The organism is Halomonas nitroreducens (genome assembly GCF_003966155.1).
GTDB lineage: Bacteria > Pseudomonadota > Gammaproteobacteria > Pseudomonadales > Halomonadaceae > Halomonas > Halomonas nitroreducens.
Window position 1 is genome coordinate 141843 of record NZ_RXNS01000004.1, and the last position, 19653, is coordinate 161495.

Consider the following 19653-nt stretch of genomic DNA (forward strand, 5'->3'; position numbering starts at 1 on the left):
CATGATGTCCCATCGCGAAAAGCCGCGGCCGACGAGACGAAAGTCCGGCCGGCCGCGGCGGGAGGGCGACAATGGCGCTGGGTGTCAGGGGCCGGGGCGTTCCCGACAGGGGATCGACGCCGGCTCAGGCGGCGGCCCGGGCCTTGCGGATACGCTCGTAGGCGCTGCCGATCTCGCTGGTGCGCTCCTTGGCCATCTCGCGCATGCTCTCGGGCAGGCCCTTGGCAGCGAGCTTGTCGGGATGGTTCTCGCTCATCAGGCGACGATAGGCCTTCTTGACCTCGGCATCGCTGGCCTCGGGGTCGAGGCCCAGCACCTGATAGGCATCCTCCAGGGAGGGACCCTGCTCGCGGGCCGCCTCGGGGCCACCGCGCAGCATGGCCTCGATCTGGGCGATCTCGGCCTCGGAGCAACCCAGGCCACGCGCCACGCGCAGCAGCATGTCATGTTCGGCGGGATGCAGCTGGCCATCGGCGGCGATGGCCGCCAGCTGGACCTGCAGGAAGACCTGCAGCAGGGCACGCTGGCGACCCACCACCTGGCGGACCTTGGCCAGCTCCGCCTCCAGGTCGAAGTCGGCCCCCTTGCCGCGGGTGAAGGCGGCCCGGGCCTGGGCCCGCTGTGCCTCGTTGAGCCGCAGGCGATCCCACAGCTGCCGGGAGGCTTCCAGTTCGTCCTCGGTGACCCGGCCATCGGCCTTGCACATGCACCCCATGACCGCGAAGGTCGATTCGAGGAACTGCGCCTGGGCCCCGGCCAGCTTCCCCAGCAGGCTCTTGCGCAGCCGCCGTACCAGCCAGTAGCCGAGGCCGCCGCCGACCAGCAGCCCCAGGGGACCACCGATCAAGAAGCCGATTACCGCACCGATCAGCATGGCCATCAACATGGCATCTCTCCGTATCGCGTGAATCTCAGGCAGCCGTCAGGCGCGCCCGGATGGCGGCCTCGATGCCGTCGGCGTCGAGGCCGCATTCGACCAGCAGCTCGGCCGGCTTGCCGTGTTCGACGAAGGCATCGGGCAGGCCCAGGTTGAGCACGCTCACCCGCCGGCCCTCGGCCGCCAGCAGCTCGTTGACCCCGCTGCCGGCCCCGCCGGCGACCACGTTCTCCTCCAGGGTCACCAGCAGGTCATGGTCGTCGGCGGCCGCCATTACCGCCTCGCGGTCGAGGGGCTTGATCGAGCGCATGTTGAGGTGCGTGGCATCCAGGGCCTGGGCCACCTCCGCCGCCGGGCCGTTGAGGCTGCCGAAGGCCAGCAGCGCCACCCGAGGGCCGCCTCCCCCGGCCCGCCGACGCGTCTCGGCTTGGCCGATCACCAGGGGCTCGAGGTGGTCGGGGATCGCCACTCCGGGACCGGTGCCACGGGGATAGCGCACCGCCGCGGGACCGGGATGCTGGTAGGCGGCGCTGAGCATGGCCCGGCACTCGGCCTCATCGGCCGGCGCCAGCACCACGAGCCCCGGCACGCAGCGCAGGTAGGAGAGGTCCAGGGCGCCGTGGTGGGTGGGGCCGTCCTCGCCGACCAGGCCGGCGCGGTCGATGGCGAAGGTCACATCGAGCTCCTGCACGGCCACGTCATGGATCAGCTGGTCGTAGCCGCGCTGCAGGAAGGTCGAGTAGATGGCCACCACCGGCTTCATCGCCTCGCAGGCCATGCCCGCGGCGAGCGTCACGGCATGCTGCTCGGCGATGGCCACGTCGTAGTAGCGCTCGGGGTACTCCTGGGAGAAGCGGATCAGGTCCGAGCCCTCGCGCATCGCCGGGGTGATGCCGATCAGCCGCGTATCCGCCGCCGCCATGTCGCACAGCCAGTCGCCGAAGACATTGCAGTACTTGGGCGCCTTCTTGGGCGCCGGCGCGGTCGGCTTGAGCGGCGGCGGGGTGTCGCCGTTCTTCTCCAGCTTGGTGATCGCATGGTAGCCGATCGGGTCGGCCTCGGCGGGCAGGAAGCCGCGCCCCTTGCGGGTCTTGACGTGGAGGAACTGCGGGCCCTCCATGTCGCGCATGTTGCGCAGGGTGTGGACCAGGGCCGGCAGGTCATGGCCATCGATGGGCCCGATGTAGTTGAAGCCCATCTCCTCGAACAGGGTAGCCGGGCTGACCATGCCCTTCATGTGCTCCTCGGTCCGCCGGGCCAGCTCCAGGGCCCCGGGCAGATGCGAGAGCACTCGCTTGCCGCCCTCGCGCATAGTGGTGTAGGGCTTGCTGGCGAGGATCCGCGCCAGGTAGCTGGCAATGCCACCAACGTTCTCGGAGATCGACATCTCGTTGTCGTTGAGCACCACCAGCAGGTTGGCGTCGACATGGCCGGCATGGGCCAGGGCCTCGAAGGCCATGCCGGCGGTCAGGGCGCCATCGCCGATCACCGCGCAGACCCGTCGCGGCTCGGCCTGGGTGCGGGCAGCCAGCGCCATGCCCAGGGCCGCCGAGATGGAGGTGCTGGAATGGCCGACGCCGAAGGTGTCGTACTGCGACTCGGCACGCCGCGGGAAGGCCGCCAGGCCGCCGTACTGGCGGATCCGCGTCATCGCCTCGCGACGCCCGGTGAGGATCTTGTGGGGGTAGGCCTGGTGACCGACGTCCCAGACCAGCCGGTCGTGGGGGGTCTCCAGGGCATGGTGCAACGCCACCGTGAGCTCCACGACGCCGAGGCCGGCACCGAAATGCCCGCCCGAGACACCCACGCTGTAGAGCAGGTAGGCGCGCAGTTCATCGGCCACCTGGGCGAGCTGGGCATCGTCCATGGCGCGCAGGGCGGCCGGCGTCTCCAGGGTGTCGAGCAGCGGCGTCGCCGGACGCTCGACCGGAATGTCATCGAACAGCTTCATGTGGACTCTGTCTGTCAGGGAAACCGCACCGCAGCAGCGCTGCAGACTTCCTCAGTGGTCACGCTCGATCATGTATCGGGCCAGTTCGGCCAGGGGCGCGGCACTCGCGCCCAGGGGCGCGAGTGACGCCACCCCCTCCTCGACCAGCTCGCGGGCCTTGGCCCTGGCACCCTCGAGTCCCAGCAGGGTGGGGTAGGTCGGCTTGTCACGGGCGGCATCGGCCCCGGAGGCCTTGCCCAGGGTGGCGGTGTCGCCGGTCACGTCGAGCACGTCGTCATGCACCTGAAAGGCCAGGCCGATGGCGGCGGCATAGCGTTCCAGCGCCGCCAGCCGCGGGTCGTCCTCGGTCACCGCGACCAGGCCGCCCAGGCGCACCGCGGCACGGATCAGCGCCCCGGTCTTGTGACCGTGCATGGTGGCCAACGCCGCCACGTCGGGATGACCGCCAACGGCGGCCAGGTCCAGCACCTGGCCGGCGACCATGCCGTCGCGGCCGGCCGCCCGAGCCAGGGTGCCGACCATCGCCGGCAGCCGGGGGTGCGCGGTTCCCGCCAGCACCTCGAACGCCAGGGCCTGGAGGGCATCGCCGGCGAGGATGGCAGTGGCCTCGTCATAGGCGCGGTGCACCGTGGGCTGACCACGGCGCAGGTCGTCATCGTCCATGGCCGGCAGGTCATCGTGGACCAGCGAGTAGGCATGGATCAGCTCGAGGGCCGCCGCCGGGGCATCCAGGGCCTCGTCGGCGGCGCGCAGGGCGCGGCCGGCGGTATACACCAGCACTGGCCGCAGGCGCTTGCCGCCGACCAGCACGCCGTGGCGCATCGCCGCCTCGAGGCGAGGGGCCGGCGCCTGCCGGGTCTCGAAGAGGGCCTCCAGGCAGGCATCCACCCGGGCCCGGTCCGCGGCCAGTCGGGCCGCCAGCATATCAGCGTTCACCGTCGTCCTCCGCCGGCGGCGCGAAGGGCTGCAGGTCGACGCCGCCCCCCTCACCCTCGGTCAGGGTGCGCACCTTGAGCTCGGCCTCGTCGAGTCGCCGCTGGGCATCGCGGGTCAGGCGCACGCCCTGCTCGAAGGCCTCGAGCGAGCCCTCCAGCGATAGCTCGCCGGACTCCAGCCGCTCGACCAGCGTCTCGAGTCGCTCGACGGTCGCGGCGAAGTCCGCCGGCGCCTCATCGGCGTCGCCCTGGTGCTGCCTGTGCTGTTCCGCCATGGCTCCCCTCGTCGCTCACTCCCACCATGAGGGCGACAGTATACACGCTCCCCGGGGGGGGTCGTCTGCCCCATCGGCGCGCCGCGGCCGGCAGGCGTGGCGTCCAGGCATGCATGCGACTCATGCCCGCAGCGCAGCATTTTCATCTTGGGGCCGCCGGGCTGTGATACCATATGGGGCCTTGTTTCGAGCCTGACATCTGCCGGGACCCCGATGTTCCGCGCTGGCGGGCTCACCTTCCTGAACCGATAGCGGCGCGCACCGAAGAAGGGGTTGATTCGACCATGGCCAAAACGTCCCTGGACAAGAGCAAGATCAAGATCCTGCTGCTCGAGGGCGTCCACCAGAGCGCGGTGGACAATTTCCTCAACGCCGGGTACACCAACATCGAGCACCTACCGACCTCGCTGGACGAGGCCACGCTGATCGACAAGATCCGTGACGTCCACTTCATCGGCATCCGCTCCCGCACCCAGCTCACCGAGCGGGTCTTCGCGGCCGCCGAGAAGCTCGTGGCGGTGGGCTGCTTCTGCATCGGGACCAACCAGGTTGACCTGGGCGCCGCGCTGGCCCGCGGGATTCCAGTCTTCAACGCCCCCTACTCCAACACTCGCTCGGTGGCCGAGCTGGTACTGGCCGAGTCCATCATGCTGCTGCGCGGCATCCCCGAGAAGAGTGCCAGTGCGCACCAGGGCGGCTGGCTGAAGTCGGCCAAGAACGCCCACGAGGCCCGCGGCAAGATCCTGGGCATCGTCGGCTACGGCAGCATCGGCGCCCAGCTCTCGGTACTGGCCGAATCCCTCGGCTTCGATGTCATCTACTACGACGTGGTGACCAAGCTGGGCATGGGCAACGCTCGCCAGGTGGCCAGTCTCGAGGAGCTGCTGGCCCGCGCCGACATCGTCAGCCTGCACGTGCCGGACCTGCCCTCCACCCGCTGGATGATCGGCGAGGAACAGATCGCCCTGATGAAGCCGGGCAGCATCCTGATCAACGCCTCCCGGGGCAGCGTGGTGGTCATCGAGGCCCTGGCCGAGGCGCTCAAGGCCGGCCGCCTCAACGGTGCCGCGGTGGACGTCTTCCCGGTGGAGCCCAAGGGCAACAACGAGGAGTTCGTCAGCCCGCTGCGCGGCCTGGCCAATGTCATCCTCACCCCACACATCGGCGGCTCCACCCTGGAAGCCCAGGAGAACATCGGCATCGAGGTTTCCGAGAAGCTGGTCACCTACTCCGACAACGGCACCACCATCACCTCGGTCAACTTCCCCGAGGTCGCCCTGCCGGCGCACCCGGGCAAGCACCGCCTGCTGCACATCCACGACAACGTCCCGGGCGTGATGTCCGAGATCAACCGGGTACTCTCCGAGAACGACATCAACATCCTCGGCCAGTACCTGCAGACCAACGAGCGCATCGGCTACGTGGTCATCGACGTCGACAAGGACTACGGGCCGCGCGCCCTGGAGGCGTTGAGCCAGGTGGCCCACACCAAGCGCGTCCGGGTGCTCTACTCCGAGACCAGCTTCGAGGGCTGAATCGCGCTCTTGGCCAACGGACCTGCTGCCGCCGCGTTATCGACGCGGCGGTTTTTTTCGTGTTAATGATTCATTGACGACGTTTTTCCTGCCTGCCGATTCATCTTCTCAAGGACCTGCCATGCCGACCGGACCGGCGTATCTCGTCGTGGTGCTGGTGTGGGCCACCACACCGCTGGGCATCAAGTGGAGCGCCGAGGCCGGCGCGCCCATCGGCAGCGTGATGCTGCGCATGCTGATCGCCCTGGTCGCCGGGGCGCTGATCCTGGCCATCCTCAGGCGCGGCCTGCGTCGCGACCGCCGGGCGCTGGCCAGCTATGCCGCCGCGGTGCCCGGGGTGTTCGGGGCCATGGCACTGAGCTATCACGCCTCCCAGCAGCTGCCCTCGGGGCTGCTCTCGGTGATGTTCGGCATGGCGCCACTGATCTCGGGGCTGATCCTCCAGGCCCTGCCCGGCGCGCGCCAGCTGCGCCGCTGGCACTGGTTCGGCTGCGCCCTGGGCGTGGTGGGGCTCGGAGTGGTGTTCCTCGACAGCCTCGCCGTCGGAGGAGGCCAGCTCGACGCCCTGGCCATGATGCTCGGCGCGGTCACCCTGTTCAGCGGCAGCGGCATCGCCGTGCAACGTGTGGCGGCCGGCCTCGGCCCCCTGGAACAGACCGTCGGCGCCCTGGCGTTGAGCCTGCCCTGCTTCCTCGCCCTGTGGCTGACCAGCGGCGAGCCGCTGACTATCCCACTCAGCGAACGGGGCCGCTGGGCGGTGCTCTACCTGGCGGTGTTCGGCTCGCTGATCGGCTTTCTCTGCTACTACCTGATCCTCTCGCGCCTGCATGCCGCCACCGTGGCCCTGGTGACCCTGATCACCCCGATCCTGGCGCTGGGGCTCGGCATGGTGTTGAACCAGGAACGGCCCTCGGCCTCGATGCTCCTCGGCGCCGCCCTGATCCTGGTGGCCCTCGGTGCCTACCTGTTCGGCGATCGGCTGACCCGCCTCAAGGCCGCCTCGACGGGCTGAGCGGCAGGGGCGGAGACCCACCCTCAGGCGCCGGCTTGACAGGGGCGCAAAACCCTCTCATTTTGTACACAATCCATATTGATCATTGGATGACACACTGCGTACACACAACGTCGAAGGCACCTGAACCAAGGCTCTGGTCCGACGCGAGACTTGGGTAACCCTTTGCCCATGGCAGGGGCCGCCGCGCGCGGACACCCGGGAGGACAGCATGACCCCGCAGCAACAGACCCTATGGATCCGACACCCCCGCGCCTGCAGCGATGCCCGCGCCGCCGGCGGCGTGGTGGTCCGGGACGCCCGCATCGTCGAGGCGGTGCCCGCGGGCGACAGACCCGCCACCCCGATCGACGCCACCTTCGACGCCTCTGAGCATGTGCTGCTGCCGGGGCTGGTGAACACTCACCACCACTTCTACCAGACCCTGACCCGGGCCTACTCGCCGGCCTTGAACAAGGAGCTGTTCCCCTGGCTGACGACGCTCTACGAGGTCTGGGCGAACCTCGACGAGGCGCAGCTGGCGGTGGCCAGCGAGCTGGCCATGGTCGAGCTGCTGATGTCGGGATGCACCACCGTGGCCGACCACCACTACGTGTTCTCCGGGGCGCTCGAGCATGCCATCGACGTCCAGGTGGAGACCGCCCGACGGCTCGGCGTGCGCGCCGCCCTGACCCGGGGCTCGATGAGCGTGGGCCGCGACGACGGCGGCCTGCCGCCGCAGTCGGTGGTCCAGGACGAGGCCACCATCCTCGACGAGAGCGCGCGGCTGATCGACGCCTATCACCAGCGCGGCGACGGCGCCATGACCACCATCGCCCTGGCCCCCTGCTCGCCGTTCTCGGTGAGCCGCGAGCTGATGCAGGCAAGCGCCCGCCTGGCCGAGGACTGCGACGTACGCCTGCACACCCACCTCGCCGAGACCGAGGACGAGACGGCCTACTGCCAGCGGCTGTTCGGCATGCGCCCGCTGGACTACCTGGAGGCCGTGGGCTGGCTTACGGCGCGGACCTGGCTGGCCCACGGCATCCACTTCGACGACGCGGAGGTAGCCCGGCTCGGCGCCGCCGGCACCGGCATCGCCCACTGTCCCTCGTCGAATATGGTGCTGGGCTCGGGGCTGTGCCGCACCCTGGACCTGGAGGCCGCCGGCTGCCCGGTGGGCCTGGCCGTGGACGGCTCCGCGTCCAATGATCATTCCAACCTCGCCGAGGAGATGCGCCAGGCGCTGCTTCTCGGCCGGCTGCGCTACGCGCCGAGCCGGGTGACCCACGACGACGTGATCCGCTGGGCGACCCGGGGCTCCGCGGCCTGCCTCGGTCGCGACGACATCGGCGGCCTCGCCCCCGGCCAGCAGGCCGACCTGGCCCTGTTCCGCCTCGACGAGCCACGCTTTTCCGGCGCCGAGAACCCCATTGCCGCCCTGCTGCTGTGTGGCGCCCACCGGGCCGACCGGGTCATGGTCGCCGGACAGTGGCGGGTGACCGAGGGCCAGCCGGTGGGCGTCGACCTCGACGCCCTGCTGGCCCGCCATGACCAGGCTGCCCGGGCGCTGAGACGCGCCCGCTAGGGCGGCAGGACACACCACCGGGTTTCCAACAACGACAACAGGAGAAACCACCCATGTCGACGACCGACACCGCCACCGAGGTCACCTCGCCGAAGGTGCGCTCCACCCACGACGTCAATGCCATGCCGCCGCTTGGCCGGGCCATCCCGCTGGGACTGCAGCATGTGCTGGCGATGTTCGTGGGCAACGTCACGGTGCCCATCATCATCGCCGGGGCCGCCGACCTGCCGGCGGACCAGACGGCCTTCATGATCCAGGCCGCCATGTTCGTGGCCGGGGTGGCCACCCTGGTGCAATCCCTTGGCCTCGGCCCGATCGGTGCGCGCCTGCCCATCGTCATGGGCACCAGCTTCGGCTTCGTGCCGGTGCTGATTCCCATCGCCGTGGGCATGGGCCTGCCGGCGGCGCTGGGCGCGGCGCTGTGCGGCGGGATCGCCATGGCCCTGGTGGGGCTCTTCTTGCCCTGGTTCCGCTTCCTCTTCCCGCCGGTGGTCACCGGCACCTTCGTGATCATGCTCGGCACTCTGCTGATGCCGGTGGGCTTCGCCTATGCCGGCGGCGGCTTCGGTGCCGAGGACTTCGGGGCCACCCACAACCTGGTGCTGGCCGGGCTGGTCTTGATCGTCACCCTGGCCCTGCACCAGTATGGCCGCGGGATCTGGTCGGAGACCGCCCCGCTGGTCGGCCTGGTGGTGGGCTACGGCACTGCCGTGGCCTTCGGGCTGGTGAGCTTCGGCGAGATCGGCGCCGCCGACTGGATCTCGCTGCCGATGCCGCTGACCATCGGCCTGGAGTTCCACCTGGCCGCCATCCTGCCGGTGGTGCTGCTGGCGGTGGTGACCTGCGCCGAGTCCATCGGCGACATCGTCGGCACCACAGCCGGTGGCATGGACCGCGAGCCGACCCACAAGGAGCTCTCCGGCGGGGTGATGGCCGACGGCCTGGCCAGCGTCTTCGCCGCCATCTTCAACGCCTTCCCGCAGATCAGCTTCAGCCAGAACGTCGGCATGGTGGCCCTGACCGGCGTGGTCAGCCGCTTCGTGGTGGCCATCGGCGGCGTCTTCCTGCTGCTGGCCGGTCTGCTGCCCAAGCTCGGCGCCGTGATCTCGAGCATCCCCAACGCGGTGCTGGGCGGGGCGGTGCTGATCATGTTCGGCATGATCGCCAGCGCCGGCATCAAGATGCTGTCCCACATCGACTTCAACAAGCGCAACATGGTGATCATCGGCGTCTCGCTGTCGGCGGCGGTGGGCCTGCCGGCCCAGGAGGGCCTCTACGCCGGGCTCGCCGAGAACGTCCAGGCGATCATCGAGTCCGGCCTGATCCCCGGGGCACTGTGCGCCATCCTCCTCAACCTGGTGCTGCCCAAGCAGGACCGCACCTTCCGCGACGACATCTGAAGCGCCCGCCGACCGCCCCGCCCGGGGCGGTCAGAAGCAGGTGGCCAGGGTCTCGAGCACCGCGAGGTCCTGGTCCACCCGGCACAACCGCCGCCACTTGTCGAAGGTCAGGCAGGGGTGGGAGATGCCGAACGCCACCACATCCCCCACCGCCACGTCATCCGACGCCGCCGGCAGGGCCACGAAGGCATGCTGGTCCATCAGCTTCTCGACCCGCCAGCCGTCCACCGCCAGGGTCGCCCGGGCCGTCCCGCCTTCCCGGTAGCGACGCAGCGCCAGCGGCGGGCGGTCGCCGCCGACGTCGCGCCGCCCCATGGCGACGATGGCGAGCCCCGGCTCGGGCAGCGACTGGACCTGGGCGAAGACCTCCAGGGCCGGACGCAGCCCCGCACCGATATCGTGACGCCTCGCCAGCAGGCGGGCCTGGGCCTCGGCGTAGAGGCCATGGTCGTGGGTCAGGTAGCAGCCCGGGCGCATCACCCGATGCACCCGCTCGTCCAGGCCCGCATCGCGGAAGGCCTCGGCGATCAAGTCGTGCCAGGCCGAGCCGGAGGCGGTGACCAGCGGGCGGGCCACCGGCAGCCTGCCCGCGGCATCCAGGGCCTCGAGCGTGGCCACCAGGGTCCCGGCGTAGGCGGCCACCGCCGCCGCCGGGTCGTCGTCCCCCTCGGCCCGCACTACCCCCTCGTAACCCTCCAGGCCGGCCAGTTCCAGCGCCTGCGCCTGGGCCACCGCCTCGGCCAGCGCCATCACCTCGCCGCGGTCGCGGCAACCGCAGCGCCCGCCGGGCACGCCGAGCTCGACCAGCACCGGCAGCCGCAGCCCCCGCGCCCCGAAGAAGGCATCCAGCTGGCGCACATTGGCCGCGGAATCCACCAGCACGTAGAGCTCGGCGCCGGCCTCGATCAGTCCGGCGGCGATCGCCATGTTCGCCTGTCCCACCAGCTGGTTGGCCATCAGCAACCGCCTGGCGCCATGGGCGAAGGCCGCCCGGCACTGGGGGGCGGTGGCCAGGGTGATGGCCCAGGCGCCGGCGGCGAGCTGTCGCTGGAACAGCGCCGGCGCCATGGTGGTCTTGCCGTGGGGCGCCAGGCTGGCACCGTGGGCGGCACAGAAGGCCTGCATCCAGGCCAGATTGTGGGCCAGGGGCGCCTCGTGGAGCACTGCAGCGGGGAGGCTGACGTCCTGCAGCAGCCGCTTACCGGTCTCGGGCTGTCCCTTGTCCAGCGAAAGGTCGGCGACGGTCATGGCACTCTCCGAAGGTCATCTTTGGTCGCAAGCCTAACCGGGCCGGGGCAGCGGGCGCTAGGCTGAGGGTTTTGCCCCCAAGGAACCCGACCATGCAACACGCGGACGATGCCCCGGTGCTGCGCCACGACGCCGACGGCGTGGCCACCCTTACCCTGAACCGGCCCGAGCGCTTCAACATCCTCTCCGAGGAGATGCTCGAGGCCCTGACCGATGCCCTGGCTTCCCTGGCCGACGATCCGTCGCTGCGCTGCGTAGTGATCGCCGCCCGGGGCCGGGCCTTCTGTGCCGGTCACGACCTGCGCCAGATGCGCGCGCGGCCCGACGAGGCCTACTACCGCGACCTCTTCAGTCGTTGCGGAGCGCTGATGCAGGCCATCGTCGCCCTGCCGGTCCCGGTCATCGCCCGGGTACAGGGCCTGGCCACCGCCGCGGGCTGCCAGCTGGTGGCCAGCTGCGACCTGGCGGTGGCGGCACGCAGCGCCCGCTTTGCCGTCTCCGGCATCGAGGTCGGGCTGTTCTGCTCCACGCCGGCGGTGGCCCTGAGCCGCGATATCGGCCGCAAGCGGGCCCTGGAAATGCTGTTCACCGGGGAGTTCATCGACGCCGACCAGGCCCGGGACTGGGGGCTGGTCAACCGGGTTGCCGACGACGCCCGGCTCGACGAGGTCCTCGCGTCACTGACCGCGACCCTCTGCGCCAAGAGCGCCGTGGCGCTGCGCACCGGCAAGGCCATGTTCCAGCGCCAGCAGGAGATGCCGCTGTCCCGCGCCTATGACTACGCCGGCGAGATGATGGCGACCAACATGATGGCCGAGGATGTCGACGAAGGCATCGCGGCCTTTCTGGCCAAGCGCCGCCCGCAGTGGCGGCACCGGTGAGGCGCGCCCGCCAGGCTGCTATGGAAACCATTTCCGAAGGCAAGACAGTCGCTCCCTGACAGGGTATGCTGGGGGTTTGGGAGTCATCGACGCGGGAGAGCAGGCAGTGAGTGAAGGCAAGCGCAGAACGGCGGGACGCCCGGCATCGGGAAAGAGCAGTGGTGGCCACAGCCAGTCCTTGGTGCGCGGTCTCAACCTGCTCGAGCGCCTGGCGGGCAGCCCCGGCGGCCTGGCCCTGTCCGAGATCGCCGAGCAGTCCGAGCTCGCCCCCTCGACTACCCACCGCCTGCTCCAGGCCCTGCAGAGTCAGGGCTATGTCACCCAGGACAACGAGCTCGGCGTGTGGAAGATCGACGTCAAGACCTTCCGTATCGGCAACAGCTTTCTCGAGGCCCGGGATTTCGTCGGCACCAGCCGTCCCTTCCTGCGCCGGCTGACCGCGCTGACCGGGGAGACCGCCAATCTCGGCGTGCGCGACGGCAGCACCGCGGTCTTCCTGGCCCAGAGCGAGTCGCCGCAGATGATGCGCATGATCACCCGCCTGGGCTCCCGGGCACCGTTGCACGCCTCCGGCGTGGGCAAGGCCCTGATGGCCTGGCTGCCCGACGACGAGCTGGCACGGGTGCTGGAAGAACGCGGCCTGGCCCGGGTCACCACCAATACCCTGCACGACCCCGCGGCCCTGGACGCAAGCCTGGCCGAGATCCGCCGCCAGGGCTATGCCTGCGACCGCGAGGAGCATGCCATCGGCCTGCACTGCGTGGCGGCCTGCATCCACGACGAGCATGGCGTCCCGCTGGCGGCAATCTCCGTCTCCGGCCCGGTGGCGCGGATTCCCGAGGAACGGCTCACCGAGCTCGGCGAGCTGGTGTGTGAGGCGGCCGCCGAAATCACCGCCCGCCTGGGCGGCCGCATCCCCCTGGCGGACGAACTACCGGCCTGAACCGGCGCCCCGCGCCCCCTTGCCGAAGGCCGGCCCGGCCGAACTGCCACGCACCATGGCGACCTCGGCCGTGAATCGCGGCGCCGACACGGAGGCTGAAGCCGGCGGCCGCGGGAGGTACACTAGCGGCCGTCCACCAGCCGCCAGCCGAGGCCCGCGATGAGTTCCCACCTGCTCTCCATCGATTCCCTGTCACGCGATGATATCGATCACCTGATGCGCGTCGCGGCGCGCATGGAACCGATCGCCAGTCGCCGCAAGGTCACCCGGGTGCTGGAGGGCGCGGTGCTCGGCAACCTGTTCTTCGAGGCCAGCACCCGTACCCGGGTCAGCTTCAACGCGGCCTTCTGCCGGCTGGGCGGCACCGTCTGCGACACTACCGGCTTCACCTTCTCGTCCATGGCCAAGGGCGAGTCGCTCTACGACACCAGCAGGGTGATGAGCGGCTATTGCGACGCCATCGTCATGCGCCACCCGGAGCAGGGTTCGGTGGCCGAGTTCGCCCAGGCCACCAACGTGCCGGTGATCAACGGCGGCGACGGCCCCGGCGAACACCCCAGCCAGGCGCTGCTCGATATCTACACCATCGACAAGGAGTTCGCCCGCCAGGGCAAGACGTTGCAAGGGGCCCATGTGCTGATGACCGGCGACCTCAAGTACGGCCGCACGGTGCACTCGCTGATCAAGCTGCTGGCCCTCTACGGCCCCATGCGCGTCACTCTGGTGGCCCCGCCGGGCCTGGAGATGCCGCACCAGCTGATCGAGCGGGTGGCTCGCCAGGGCCTGGAGGTACAGGTCCGCGAGAGTCTGGCCAGCGACTTCGGCGACGTCGACGTGGTCTACACCACCCGCATCCAGAAGGAGCGCTTCACCGCCGAGATGAGCGAGGGGTTCAGCCTGTCGCGGGACTACACCGTGGACAAGGCCTTCCTCGACGGCCGCTGCAATGACCACACCATCGTCATGCACCCGCTGCCTCGGGACAGCCGGGCCGACGCCAACGACCTGGACGTCGACCTCAACGGCGACCCACGCCTGGCGATCTTCCGCCAGACCGACAACGGCATTCCCGTGCGCATGGCGATCTTCGCCACCCTGCTGCAGGTGGAGGACCTGGTGGAGCAGGACCTGCGCGACGTGCGCTGGTTCGTGCCCGGGACCTTCGGCGTGGACGACGCCCGGGACTGAGCGGCGCCTGTAGCGAACGTCAGCAGGGCCAGAAGGAAGCGGGCCGGCGAACGCCGGCCCGACGTCGTTCAGGGGCGGGGCGGCAACCCCTCGGTCCGGGCCAGCCAGGCCTCGAGGATCAGCACCGCTGCCAGGCCGTCGACGCTGTCCTCGCGGTAGTTGCCACGGTGGCCGGCCTCGCGGGCGATGGCCTTGGCCTCGCGGGTGGAGCCGCGCTCGTCGGCCATCTCGCAGGGGATGCCGTAGCGGCCGAACAGGCGCTTGCCGAACTTGCGCGCCCGGGTGCTCATCACGCTCTCGCTGCCGTCCATGTTGACCGGCAGGCCGACCACGAAGAGGTCCGGCTGCCACTCTTCCACCAGCCGTGCCACCCGCGTCCAGTCGGGGATGCCATCGCGGGCCGGCAGGGGCTCGAGGGCCCGGGCGCTGCGGGTCAGCTCGTTGCCCACCGCCACGCCGATGCGCCGCGTGCCGAAGTCGAAGCCCAGGATCAGACGCTGGCCCGTTTCCGCCATTAACTGTGGCCCGCCTCACGGGTCATCAGGTTCAGGTCGATGCCCAGCAGGTTGGCGCTGGCACCCAGGCGCTGCTCCGGCGGCACGTCGAAGAGGATGTCGGGGCGCCCCTCCACGGTCAGCCAGGCGTTGTCCTTGAGCTCGACCTCGAGCTGGCCGGACTCCCAGCCGGCGCAGCCAAGGCAGACCAGGAACTGCTCGGGACCGCCGCCGGCGGCCAGCGCCTGGAGAATGTCCATGGAGGTGGTCAGGGCGATGTCCTCGGCCACCTGGAGGCTGGAGTCCCAGGCTTCGCTGTCGCCGCGGTGGAGGATGAAGCCGCGGTCCTTGTGCACCGGGCCGCCGTAGTAGACCGGGGCGTTGAGGTGGGGGCTCTGGGCGGCCTCCAGCTCGAGCTGCTCGAACAGGGCATCCAGGGTCAGCTCCAGGGGACGATTGACGATCACGCCCATGGTGCCGTTGTCGTCATGGTCGCAGAGATAGCTGAGGGTGCCGGCGAAATTGGGGTCTTCCAGGTGCGGCATCGCCATCAGGAAGTGGTTTTTCAAGCTTTGCATGGGACTCCCCGGCGGAGCTAGTGCACGCCGTAGTGGTTGCCTTCGCCGAACCGCCAGACACGGGTGATGGACAGGCTGTCCAGATCGCCCATGCCCGCATCGAAGGGACGATAGGGCGCGGCGCCGTGGATGGTGTCCAGGGCGGCCTGGTCGAGCTCGGCATGTCCCGAGGATTGTATCACCTCTGCCCGGCGAACCTGACCGTCGCGGCCGATCACCACGCGAATCCGCAGCTGACCATCGAGCTCGCGGGGGGCGGGGTGCACTCGATTGCCGTAGTCCTCCACCCGCCGGGTCCAGTCGTCGATATAGCGGGCCTCGGCGGCCTGCTGGGCAGCCGGCCGCGGCCGCCCGGCGGCCTCCCCGGCATGGTCGGCGGACAGGCCCTGCTCGCGGATGCTGGAGGTGGCCTGGGCCAGCAGGTCGCGTCCTGAGGCGGAAGGCGCCGTGGCCGAGGGCGTGGCGGGGGTCTCGGCAGGCTGGGGCGCACTCTCCCGCGGGTCGGGGGTGACCTGGTCCTCGCTGGGCCGCTCGGCGGTGGGAGGCGCGGTCTCCTCGGGGGGCGCCTCGTCGGCCTGGCGGGCCGGGACCTCGGCTTCGGCCGGGGTGGCGGGATCCACGGCCCGCTCCGCCGCCTGGTGGTCGGGCAGGGTCTCCATCGGCGCGGCCCGGGCCTCGGCCGGCGGTGTCTCGGTGACCTCGCCGGCGGCCTGCTGGGCGGCCTCGGCCAGCGCCTCGGCCGCCACCGGAGCCTCGGTGGCACGGCTCACCAGTACCACGTCGAGACTGCTGCGCTCCGGCGGCGACGGCGCGAACTGGCGACTCGCCACCACGCCGATGATCACCAGGTGCAGCAGCAGCGATACCGACACCGCCAGCCAGCGCCGGTGGGGGCGGGTGACCGGCGCGTAGCGGATGGGGTCGCTGAGGGGGGCTGCCATGGCGGCCGGCCTCCCGGGTCAGTGCCGACGGCGCGCGACGGCGTCCATCAGCTGGCCGGCGATGTCGGTGCCGCGCTGGTCGTCGATCTCGCGCACGCAGGTCGGGCTGGTGACGTTGATCTCGGTGATGTAGTTGCCGATGACGTCCAGGCCGACGAACATCAGGCCCTTCTCGCGGATCATCGGCTGTACCTGGGCGATCAGCCAGTGGTCGCGGTCGGTCAGCTCACGACTGTTGCCCTGGCCGCCGGCCGCCAGGTTGCCGCGGGTCTCGCCGGCCATGGGCACCCGGGCCAGGCCGTAGGGCACCGGCTCGCCGTCCACCAGCAGGATACGGGTGTCGCCATCCTTGATTTCCGGCAGGTAGCGCTGGGCCATGACCTGTCGGGTGCCCCGCTCGGTGAGGGTCTCGATGATCGCCCCCAGGTTGCGGCCGTCGGGGAGGACGTGGAAGACGCCGCTGCCGCCCATGCCGTCCAGCGGCTTGAGGATGACGTCGCCATGCTCGCCATGGAAGGCCCGCAGCTCGGCCTCTCGGCAGGAGACCAGGGTCGGGGCACAGCACTGGGGGAACTGCTGGGCGAAGAGCTTCTCGTTGCATTCGAGCAGGGCACGGGTCGGGTTGACCACCAGCACGCCCTCGCGCTCGGCGAAGCCCAGCAGGTGCACGGCATTCAGGAAGTGGCCGTCCACCGGCGGATCCTTGCGCATGAGGATGACGTCCAGCTCGGCCAGCGGACGCGCCTCGGCCTCGCCCAGCGCATACCAGCGCTCGGCATCGCGGAACACCTCCAACGCGCTGAGGCGGGCATGGGCCCGGCCATCGCGCAGGAAGAGATCTTCCTGCTCCATGTAGTGCAGCGACCAGCCCCGATCCTGGGCGGCCCACAGCATGGCCAGGCTGGTGTCCTTCTTGTAGCTGAGGTCGGCGATGGGGTCCATCACCACACCGACCCTGAGGGGGCGTTCGCTCATCGGTCTACTCGTCTGCGCCGGGCATGCTCGGCAAGGAATGGAGGCCTGCAGTATGCCGCAGGGCCGCAACGGACTCCAAGGCGATCAATGTCGCGAAGCGCTGATCCGTCGGCAGGCCCCGGGGTGCCGGACCATCAAGGAGGTGCTGTAAACCCATCCCTGGGCGCTACCGACGCCCTGCGGCGCTCTCGCATCCTGCTCCGCTTGCAGGGCCGGTGCTGGCCATCCATGGCCAGCCCGTTCGGAGGAATCCTCCTCACCCCTGGCGTAGGACCTCCTTTACGGCCTGCCCCCGGCGCTCTTCGCTATGAGGCGCCGTGTGAGTCCTGGTCGCCACCGGGAGAAAAGCGGATACCGCCGGCCTCGATGGTGATCACGCGCTTCTTGTAGAGCCGGCCGATGGCCTGCTTGAAGGCGTTCTTGCTGACCCCGAGGCGCGACTTGATCTCGGCGGCCGGGCTGGCGTCGGACAGCGGCAGGTAGCCGCCGCTCTCGCGCAGCGCCTTGAGCACCGCCTCGCCCACCACGTCGAGGCGCGCCGGCCCCGGCGGCAGCAGCGACAGGTCCAGCCGGCCATCCTCGCGCAGGCGCTTGACGTACCCCCGAAGACGCTGGCCGCGGCGCAGTGGCCGGGTCACGTCGTCGCGGTACAGCAGCCCCCAGAAGCGGTGGTCGACCACCGCCTTGAAGCCCAGGTCGGTCGCCTCGGCGATGACCAGGTCCACGGCATCCCCGGCGGCAAGCCCCGTGGCCTGGTCGGCGAGATGGCGGTCCAGGCGCTGGGTGGCGACCGGCCGACCACGGTCGTCCTCGCGGACCATCACCAGCACCCGCTTGCCCACCGCTGGCCGGAAGCGCTGCTCGCCATAGGGCAGCAGCAGGTCCCGGGCATGCCCCCAGTCGAGGAAGGCGCCGGTGTCGTTGACCGTTACCACCGGCAGATAGGCCACCTCGCCGACGCGAGCCTTGGGTTCACGGGGGCGGCGCATGGGGTCCCGGCGGGGCGTGCCGGCGCGACGATCACGAGAGTCGGACATGGAGCGGGTTCCATAGGGAAGTATCCCGCCATTATGGGCGCGGGCCTTGGGCGGGAAAAGCGTCGATCACAGGTCGCCGAAGCGATCCTGCAGCAGGGTCAGCGCGACCACCGGGGCGGTTTCGGTACGCAGGATGCGCGGGCCCAGGGAGAGGGGCGCGAAGCCGGCGGCAGTGGCGGTCTCCACCTCCCCCGGCGACAGACCGCCCTCGGGGCCGATCAGCAGCGCCGCCGAGGGGGGCGCCGCCTGACGATCGAGGGCGCCGGGCGTCCCGGGATGCAGCACCAGGCGCAGGGCCTCCTCGCGCCCGGCCAGCCAGTCGGCCAGCGCCAGGGGCGGGTGCACCGGCGGCAGGGTGGCCCGGCCGCACTGCTCGCAGGCGCTGGCGGCTACCGCCTGCCAGTGGGCCAGTTTCCGGGTCTCGCGGTCGCCCTTGAGGCGCACGTCGCCATGCTCGGTATACAGCGGCGTGATGGCGGTCACCCCCAGCTCCACGGCCTTCTGGATGGCGTAATCCATGCGGTCGCCCTTGGAGATGGCCTGGCCAAGGTGGACCGCCAGCGGCGACTCGCTGCGGCCCTGGTACAGCGCCTCGACCCGGGCCACCACGCGCTTGCGGCCGGCCTCGACCAGCACCGCCTCGGCCTCGACGCCGGCGCCGTCGAACAGCACCAGCAGCGCGCCCTCGCCGAGCCGCAGCACCCGGGCGACGTGGCGCGCGGCCCCCTCGGGCAGGACGACGTCGCCGCCGGCGTCAAGCGCGGCGGCGACGTGGATACGCGGAGCCTTCATGAGCGGGCGCTTACTGGGTGGCCTGCTCGCCCTGCTGCTGGGCCTCGCGCTGCTTCTTCTGGGCGTAGATCGCCTCGAAGTTCACCGGCGCCAGCATCAGCGGGGGGAAGCCGCCACGGTTGACCAGGTTGTCGATGCACTCGCGAGCATAGGGGAACAGCACGTTGGGGCAGAAGGCGCCCAGGGTGTGATCCAGCTGCGCGCCCTCGATGCCGCCGATGCGGAACAGCCCGGCCTGCTCGATCTCGGCCAGGAAGGAGGTAGTGCCTTCCTCGCTGTGAGTCACCTGGGCGGTGACCTTGATCACCACCTCGTACAGTTCCTCGCCGACCTGCTGGTGGGTGGTGTTCAGGTCCAGGCCGACCTTCGGCTTGAACGGCTGCTGGAACACCGCCGGGGAGTTCGGCGCCTCGAAGGAAAGGTCCTTGACATAGATACGCTGCAGGGCGAACTGCACCTGGGGCTTGTCCTGCTGGCCGGCGGCCTGGCCGTTGGCGCCGCCGCTCTGGTTGTTGTCTTCCGCCATGGTAAAGGGTCCTTTGGGTCGGTGATGAGAGGGTGAAGGCGGTGGTTACTTCTTGACCACCGGCAGGCTGTCCGCCTGCCACTGGGTCATGCCGCCCCGGAGCTTGAAGACGCGCTCGAAGCCGGCCTTGGTCAGCTTGGCCAGGGCAACGCCGGAGCTCTGTCCATGCTTGCAGACCACGATGATCGGCTTGCTCTTGAACTTGTCGAGCTCGCCCAGGCGCTCGTCGAGCCGGCTCTGGGGAATGTTGCGGGCGCCAGCGATGTGGCCGGCCTTGAAGTCGCTGGATTCGCGGATATCGAGCACCACGGCATCCTCCCGATTGACCAGCTGGGTGGCCTCGCTGGCGGACACGCCACTGGCAGTGCTGTTGCGAACCTCGTAGAGGATCCAGGCAACCAGCACCAGCAGGAAGGCGCCCACCAGCAGCGGGTGGTTCTGCACGAATTCGAACAGCTGATCGATCATGGCTTGGGGTAACTCTTTGTCGGGTGCACG

The 19653-nt window shown here is 70.2% G+C and carries 20 protein-coding genes; 7 read left to right on the forward strand and 13 right to left on the reverse strand.

Features of this window, described 5'->3' with window-relative positions; translation table 11 throughout:
- Nucleotides 1-124: 124 nt before the first annotated feature.
- The 4 genes from djlA to EKG36_RS05755 are packed head-to-tail and all read right to left on the reverse strand — an operon-like array spanning nucleotide 125 to nucleotide 4038.
- Entirely contained in the window at nucleotides 125-886 is a 762-nt protein-coding gene (gene djlA / locus EKG36_RS05740) for a co-chaperone DjlA (protein WP_126481943.1), read from the reverse strand.
- Between the two features lie 25 nt (nucleotides 887-911).
- Nucleotides 912-2828 carry a 1-deoxy-D-xylulose-5-phosphate synthase gene (gene dxs / locus EKG36_RS05745; protein WP_126481945.1) on the reverse strand — a complete coding sequence of 639 codons (1917 nt, stop codon included), beginning with the start codon at nucleotides 2826-2828 and terminating at the stop codon, nucleotides 912-914.
- Nucleotides 2829-2879: 51 nt separating this feature from the next.
- Complete coding sequence (locus EKG36_RS05750; protein ID WP_126482186.1) at nucleotides 2880-3752, reverse strand: farnesyl diphosphate synthase; 873 nt, start codon at nucleotides 3750-3752, stop codon at nucleotides 2880-2882.
- A 1-nt stretch (nucleotide 3753) separates the two neighbouring features.
- A complete protein-coding gene (locus tag EKG36_RS05755; protein ID WP_126481947.1) occupies nucleotides 3754-4038 on the reverse strand; it encodes an exodeoxyribonuclease VII small subunit in 285 nt (94 codons plus the stop codon).
- A 284-nt stretch (nucleotides 4039-4322) separates the two neighbouring features.
- Between EKG36_RS05755 and serA the strand changes: the two genes are divergently transcribed.
- From serA to EKG36_RS05775, 4 genes are all read left to right on the forward strand, one after another.
- A complete protein-coding gene (gene serA, locus EKG36_RS05760) occupies nucleotides 4323-5573 on the forward strand; it encodes a phosphoglycerate dehydrogenase (protein WP_126481949.1) in 1251 nt (416 codons plus the stop codon).
- A 121-nt stretch (nucleotides 5574-5694) separates the two neighbouring features.
- Nucleotides 5695-6585, forward strand: coding sequence for a DMT family transporter (locus EKG36_RS05765; protein ID WP_126481951.1), 891 nt, complete (start codon nucleotides 5695-5697; stop codon nucleotides 6583-6585).
- Between the two features lie 211 nt (nucleotides 6586-6796).
- Nucleotides 6797-8152 (forward strand): 8-oxoguanine deaminase, encoded by a 1356-nt coding sequence (locus EKG36_RS05770; protein WP_126481953.1) that lies wholly within the window; start codon nucleotides 6797-6799, stop codon nucleotides 8150-8152.
- 53 nt (nucleotides 8153-8205) lie between these two features.
- The gene (locus EKG36_RS05775) at nucleotides 8206-9552 is read left to right on the forward strand and encodes a uracil-xanthine permease family protein (RefSeq protein ID WP_126481955.1); all 1347 of its coding nucleotides are present in this window, start codon (nucleotides 8206-8208) and stop codon (nucleotides 9550-9552) included.
- A gap of 30 nt (nucleotides 9553-9582) precedes the next feature.
- Here the strand turns inward: EKG36_RS05775 and EKG36_RS05780 are convergent, their stop codons facing one another.
- Complete coding sequence (locus EKG36_RS05780; protein ID WP_126481957.1) at nucleotides 9583-10800, reverse strand: amino acid deaminase; 1218 nt, start codon at nucleotides 10798-10800, stop codon at nucleotides 9583-9585.
- Nucleotides 10801-10892: 92 nt separating this feature from the next.
- Here EKG36_RS05780 and EKG36_RS05785 point away from each other — a divergent pair, with 92 nt between their 5' ends.
- From EKG36_RS05785 to pyrB, 3 genes are all read left to right on the forward strand, one after another.
- Nucleotides 10893-11681, forward strand: a complete 789-nt coding sequence (locus EKG36_RS05785) for an enoyl-CoA hydratase (protein WP_126481959.1) — start codon at nucleotides 10893-10895, stop codon at nucleotides 11679-11681.
- A gap of 106 nt (nucleotides 11682-11787) precedes the next feature.
- Entirely contained in the window at nucleotides 11788-12624 is an 837-nt protein-coding gene (bhcR, locus tag EKG36_RS05790) for an HTH-type transcriptional regulator BhcR (protein ID WP_126481961.1), read from the forward strand.
- A gap of 159 nt (nucleotides 12625-12783) precedes the next feature.
- Nucleotides 12784-13812 carry an aspartate carbamoyltransferase gene (gene pyrB / locus EKG36_RS05795; RefSeq protein WP_126481962.1) on the forward strand — a complete coding sequence of 343 codons (1029 nt, stop codon included), beginning with the start codon at nucleotides 12784-12786 and terminating at the stop codon, nucleotides 13810-13812.
- A gap of 68 nt (nucleotides 13813-13880) precedes the next feature.
- On the opposite strand, the gene ruvX is transcribed toward pyrB, so the two are convergent.
- The 8 genes from ruvX to EKG36_RS05835 form a co-directional block, all read right to left on the reverse strand.
- On the reverse strand, nucleotides 13881-14327 hold the full coding sequence (ruvX, locus tag EKG36_RS05800) for a Holliday junction resolvase RuvX (protein WP_126481965.1): 447 nt from the start codon (nucleotides 14325-14327) through the stop codon (nucleotides 13881-13883).
- Nucleotides 14327-14884: a YqgE/AlgH family protein gene (locus EKG36_RS05805; protein ID WP_126481967.1), complete on the reverse strand. Its 558-nt coding sequence runs from the start codon at nucleotides 14882-14884 to the stop codon at nucleotides 14327-14329. Before EKG36_RS05805 ends, ruvX begins: the two co-directional genes overlap by 1 nt.
- A 17-nt stretch (nucleotides 14885-14901) precedes the next feature.
- The gene (locus EKG36_RS05810) at nucleotides 14902-15825 is read right to left on the reverse strand and encodes an energy transducer TonB (RefSeq protein ID WP_126481969.1); all 924 of its coding nucleotides are present in this window, start codon (nucleotides 15823-15825) and stop codon (nucleotides 14902-14904) included.
- Between the two features lie 18 nt (nucleotides 15826-15843).
- A complete protein-coding gene (gene gshB / locus EKG36_RS05815) occupies nucleotides 15844-16800 on the reverse strand; it encodes a glutathione synthase (RefSeq protein WP_126481971.1) in 957 nt (318 codons plus the stop codon).
- Between the two features lie 305 nt (nucleotides 16801-17105).
- Nucleotides 17106-17837 carry a CvfB family protein gene (locus EKG36_RS05820; protein ID WP_425459577.1) on the reverse strand — a complete coding sequence of 244 codons (732 nt, stop codon included), beginning with the start codon at nucleotides 17835-17837 and terminating at the stop codon, nucleotides 17106-17108.
- Between the two features lie 66 nt (nucleotides 17838-17903).
- Nucleotides 17904-18629, reverse strand: a complete 726-nt coding sequence (locus EKG36_RS05825) for a 16S rRNA (uracil(1498)-N(3))-methyltransferase (RefSeq protein ID WP_126481973.1) — start codon at nucleotides 18627-18629, stop codon at nucleotides 17904-17906.
- A gap of 10 nt (nucleotides 18630-18639) precedes the next feature.
- Complete coding sequence (secB, locus tag EKG36_RS05830; protein ID WP_126481975.1) at nucleotides 18640-19155, reverse strand: protein-export chaperone SecB; 516 nt, start codon at nucleotides 19153-19155, stop codon at nucleotides 18640-18642.
- Nucleotides 19156-19200: 45 nt separating this feature from the next.
- Nucleotides 19201-19623: a rhodanese-like domain-containing protein gene (locus tag EKG36_RS05835; protein ID WP_126481977.1), complete on the reverse strand. Its 423-nt coding sequence runs from the start codon at nucleotides 19621-19623 to the stop codon at nucleotides 19201-19203.
- Nucleotides 19624-19653: the final 30 nt, after the last annotated feature.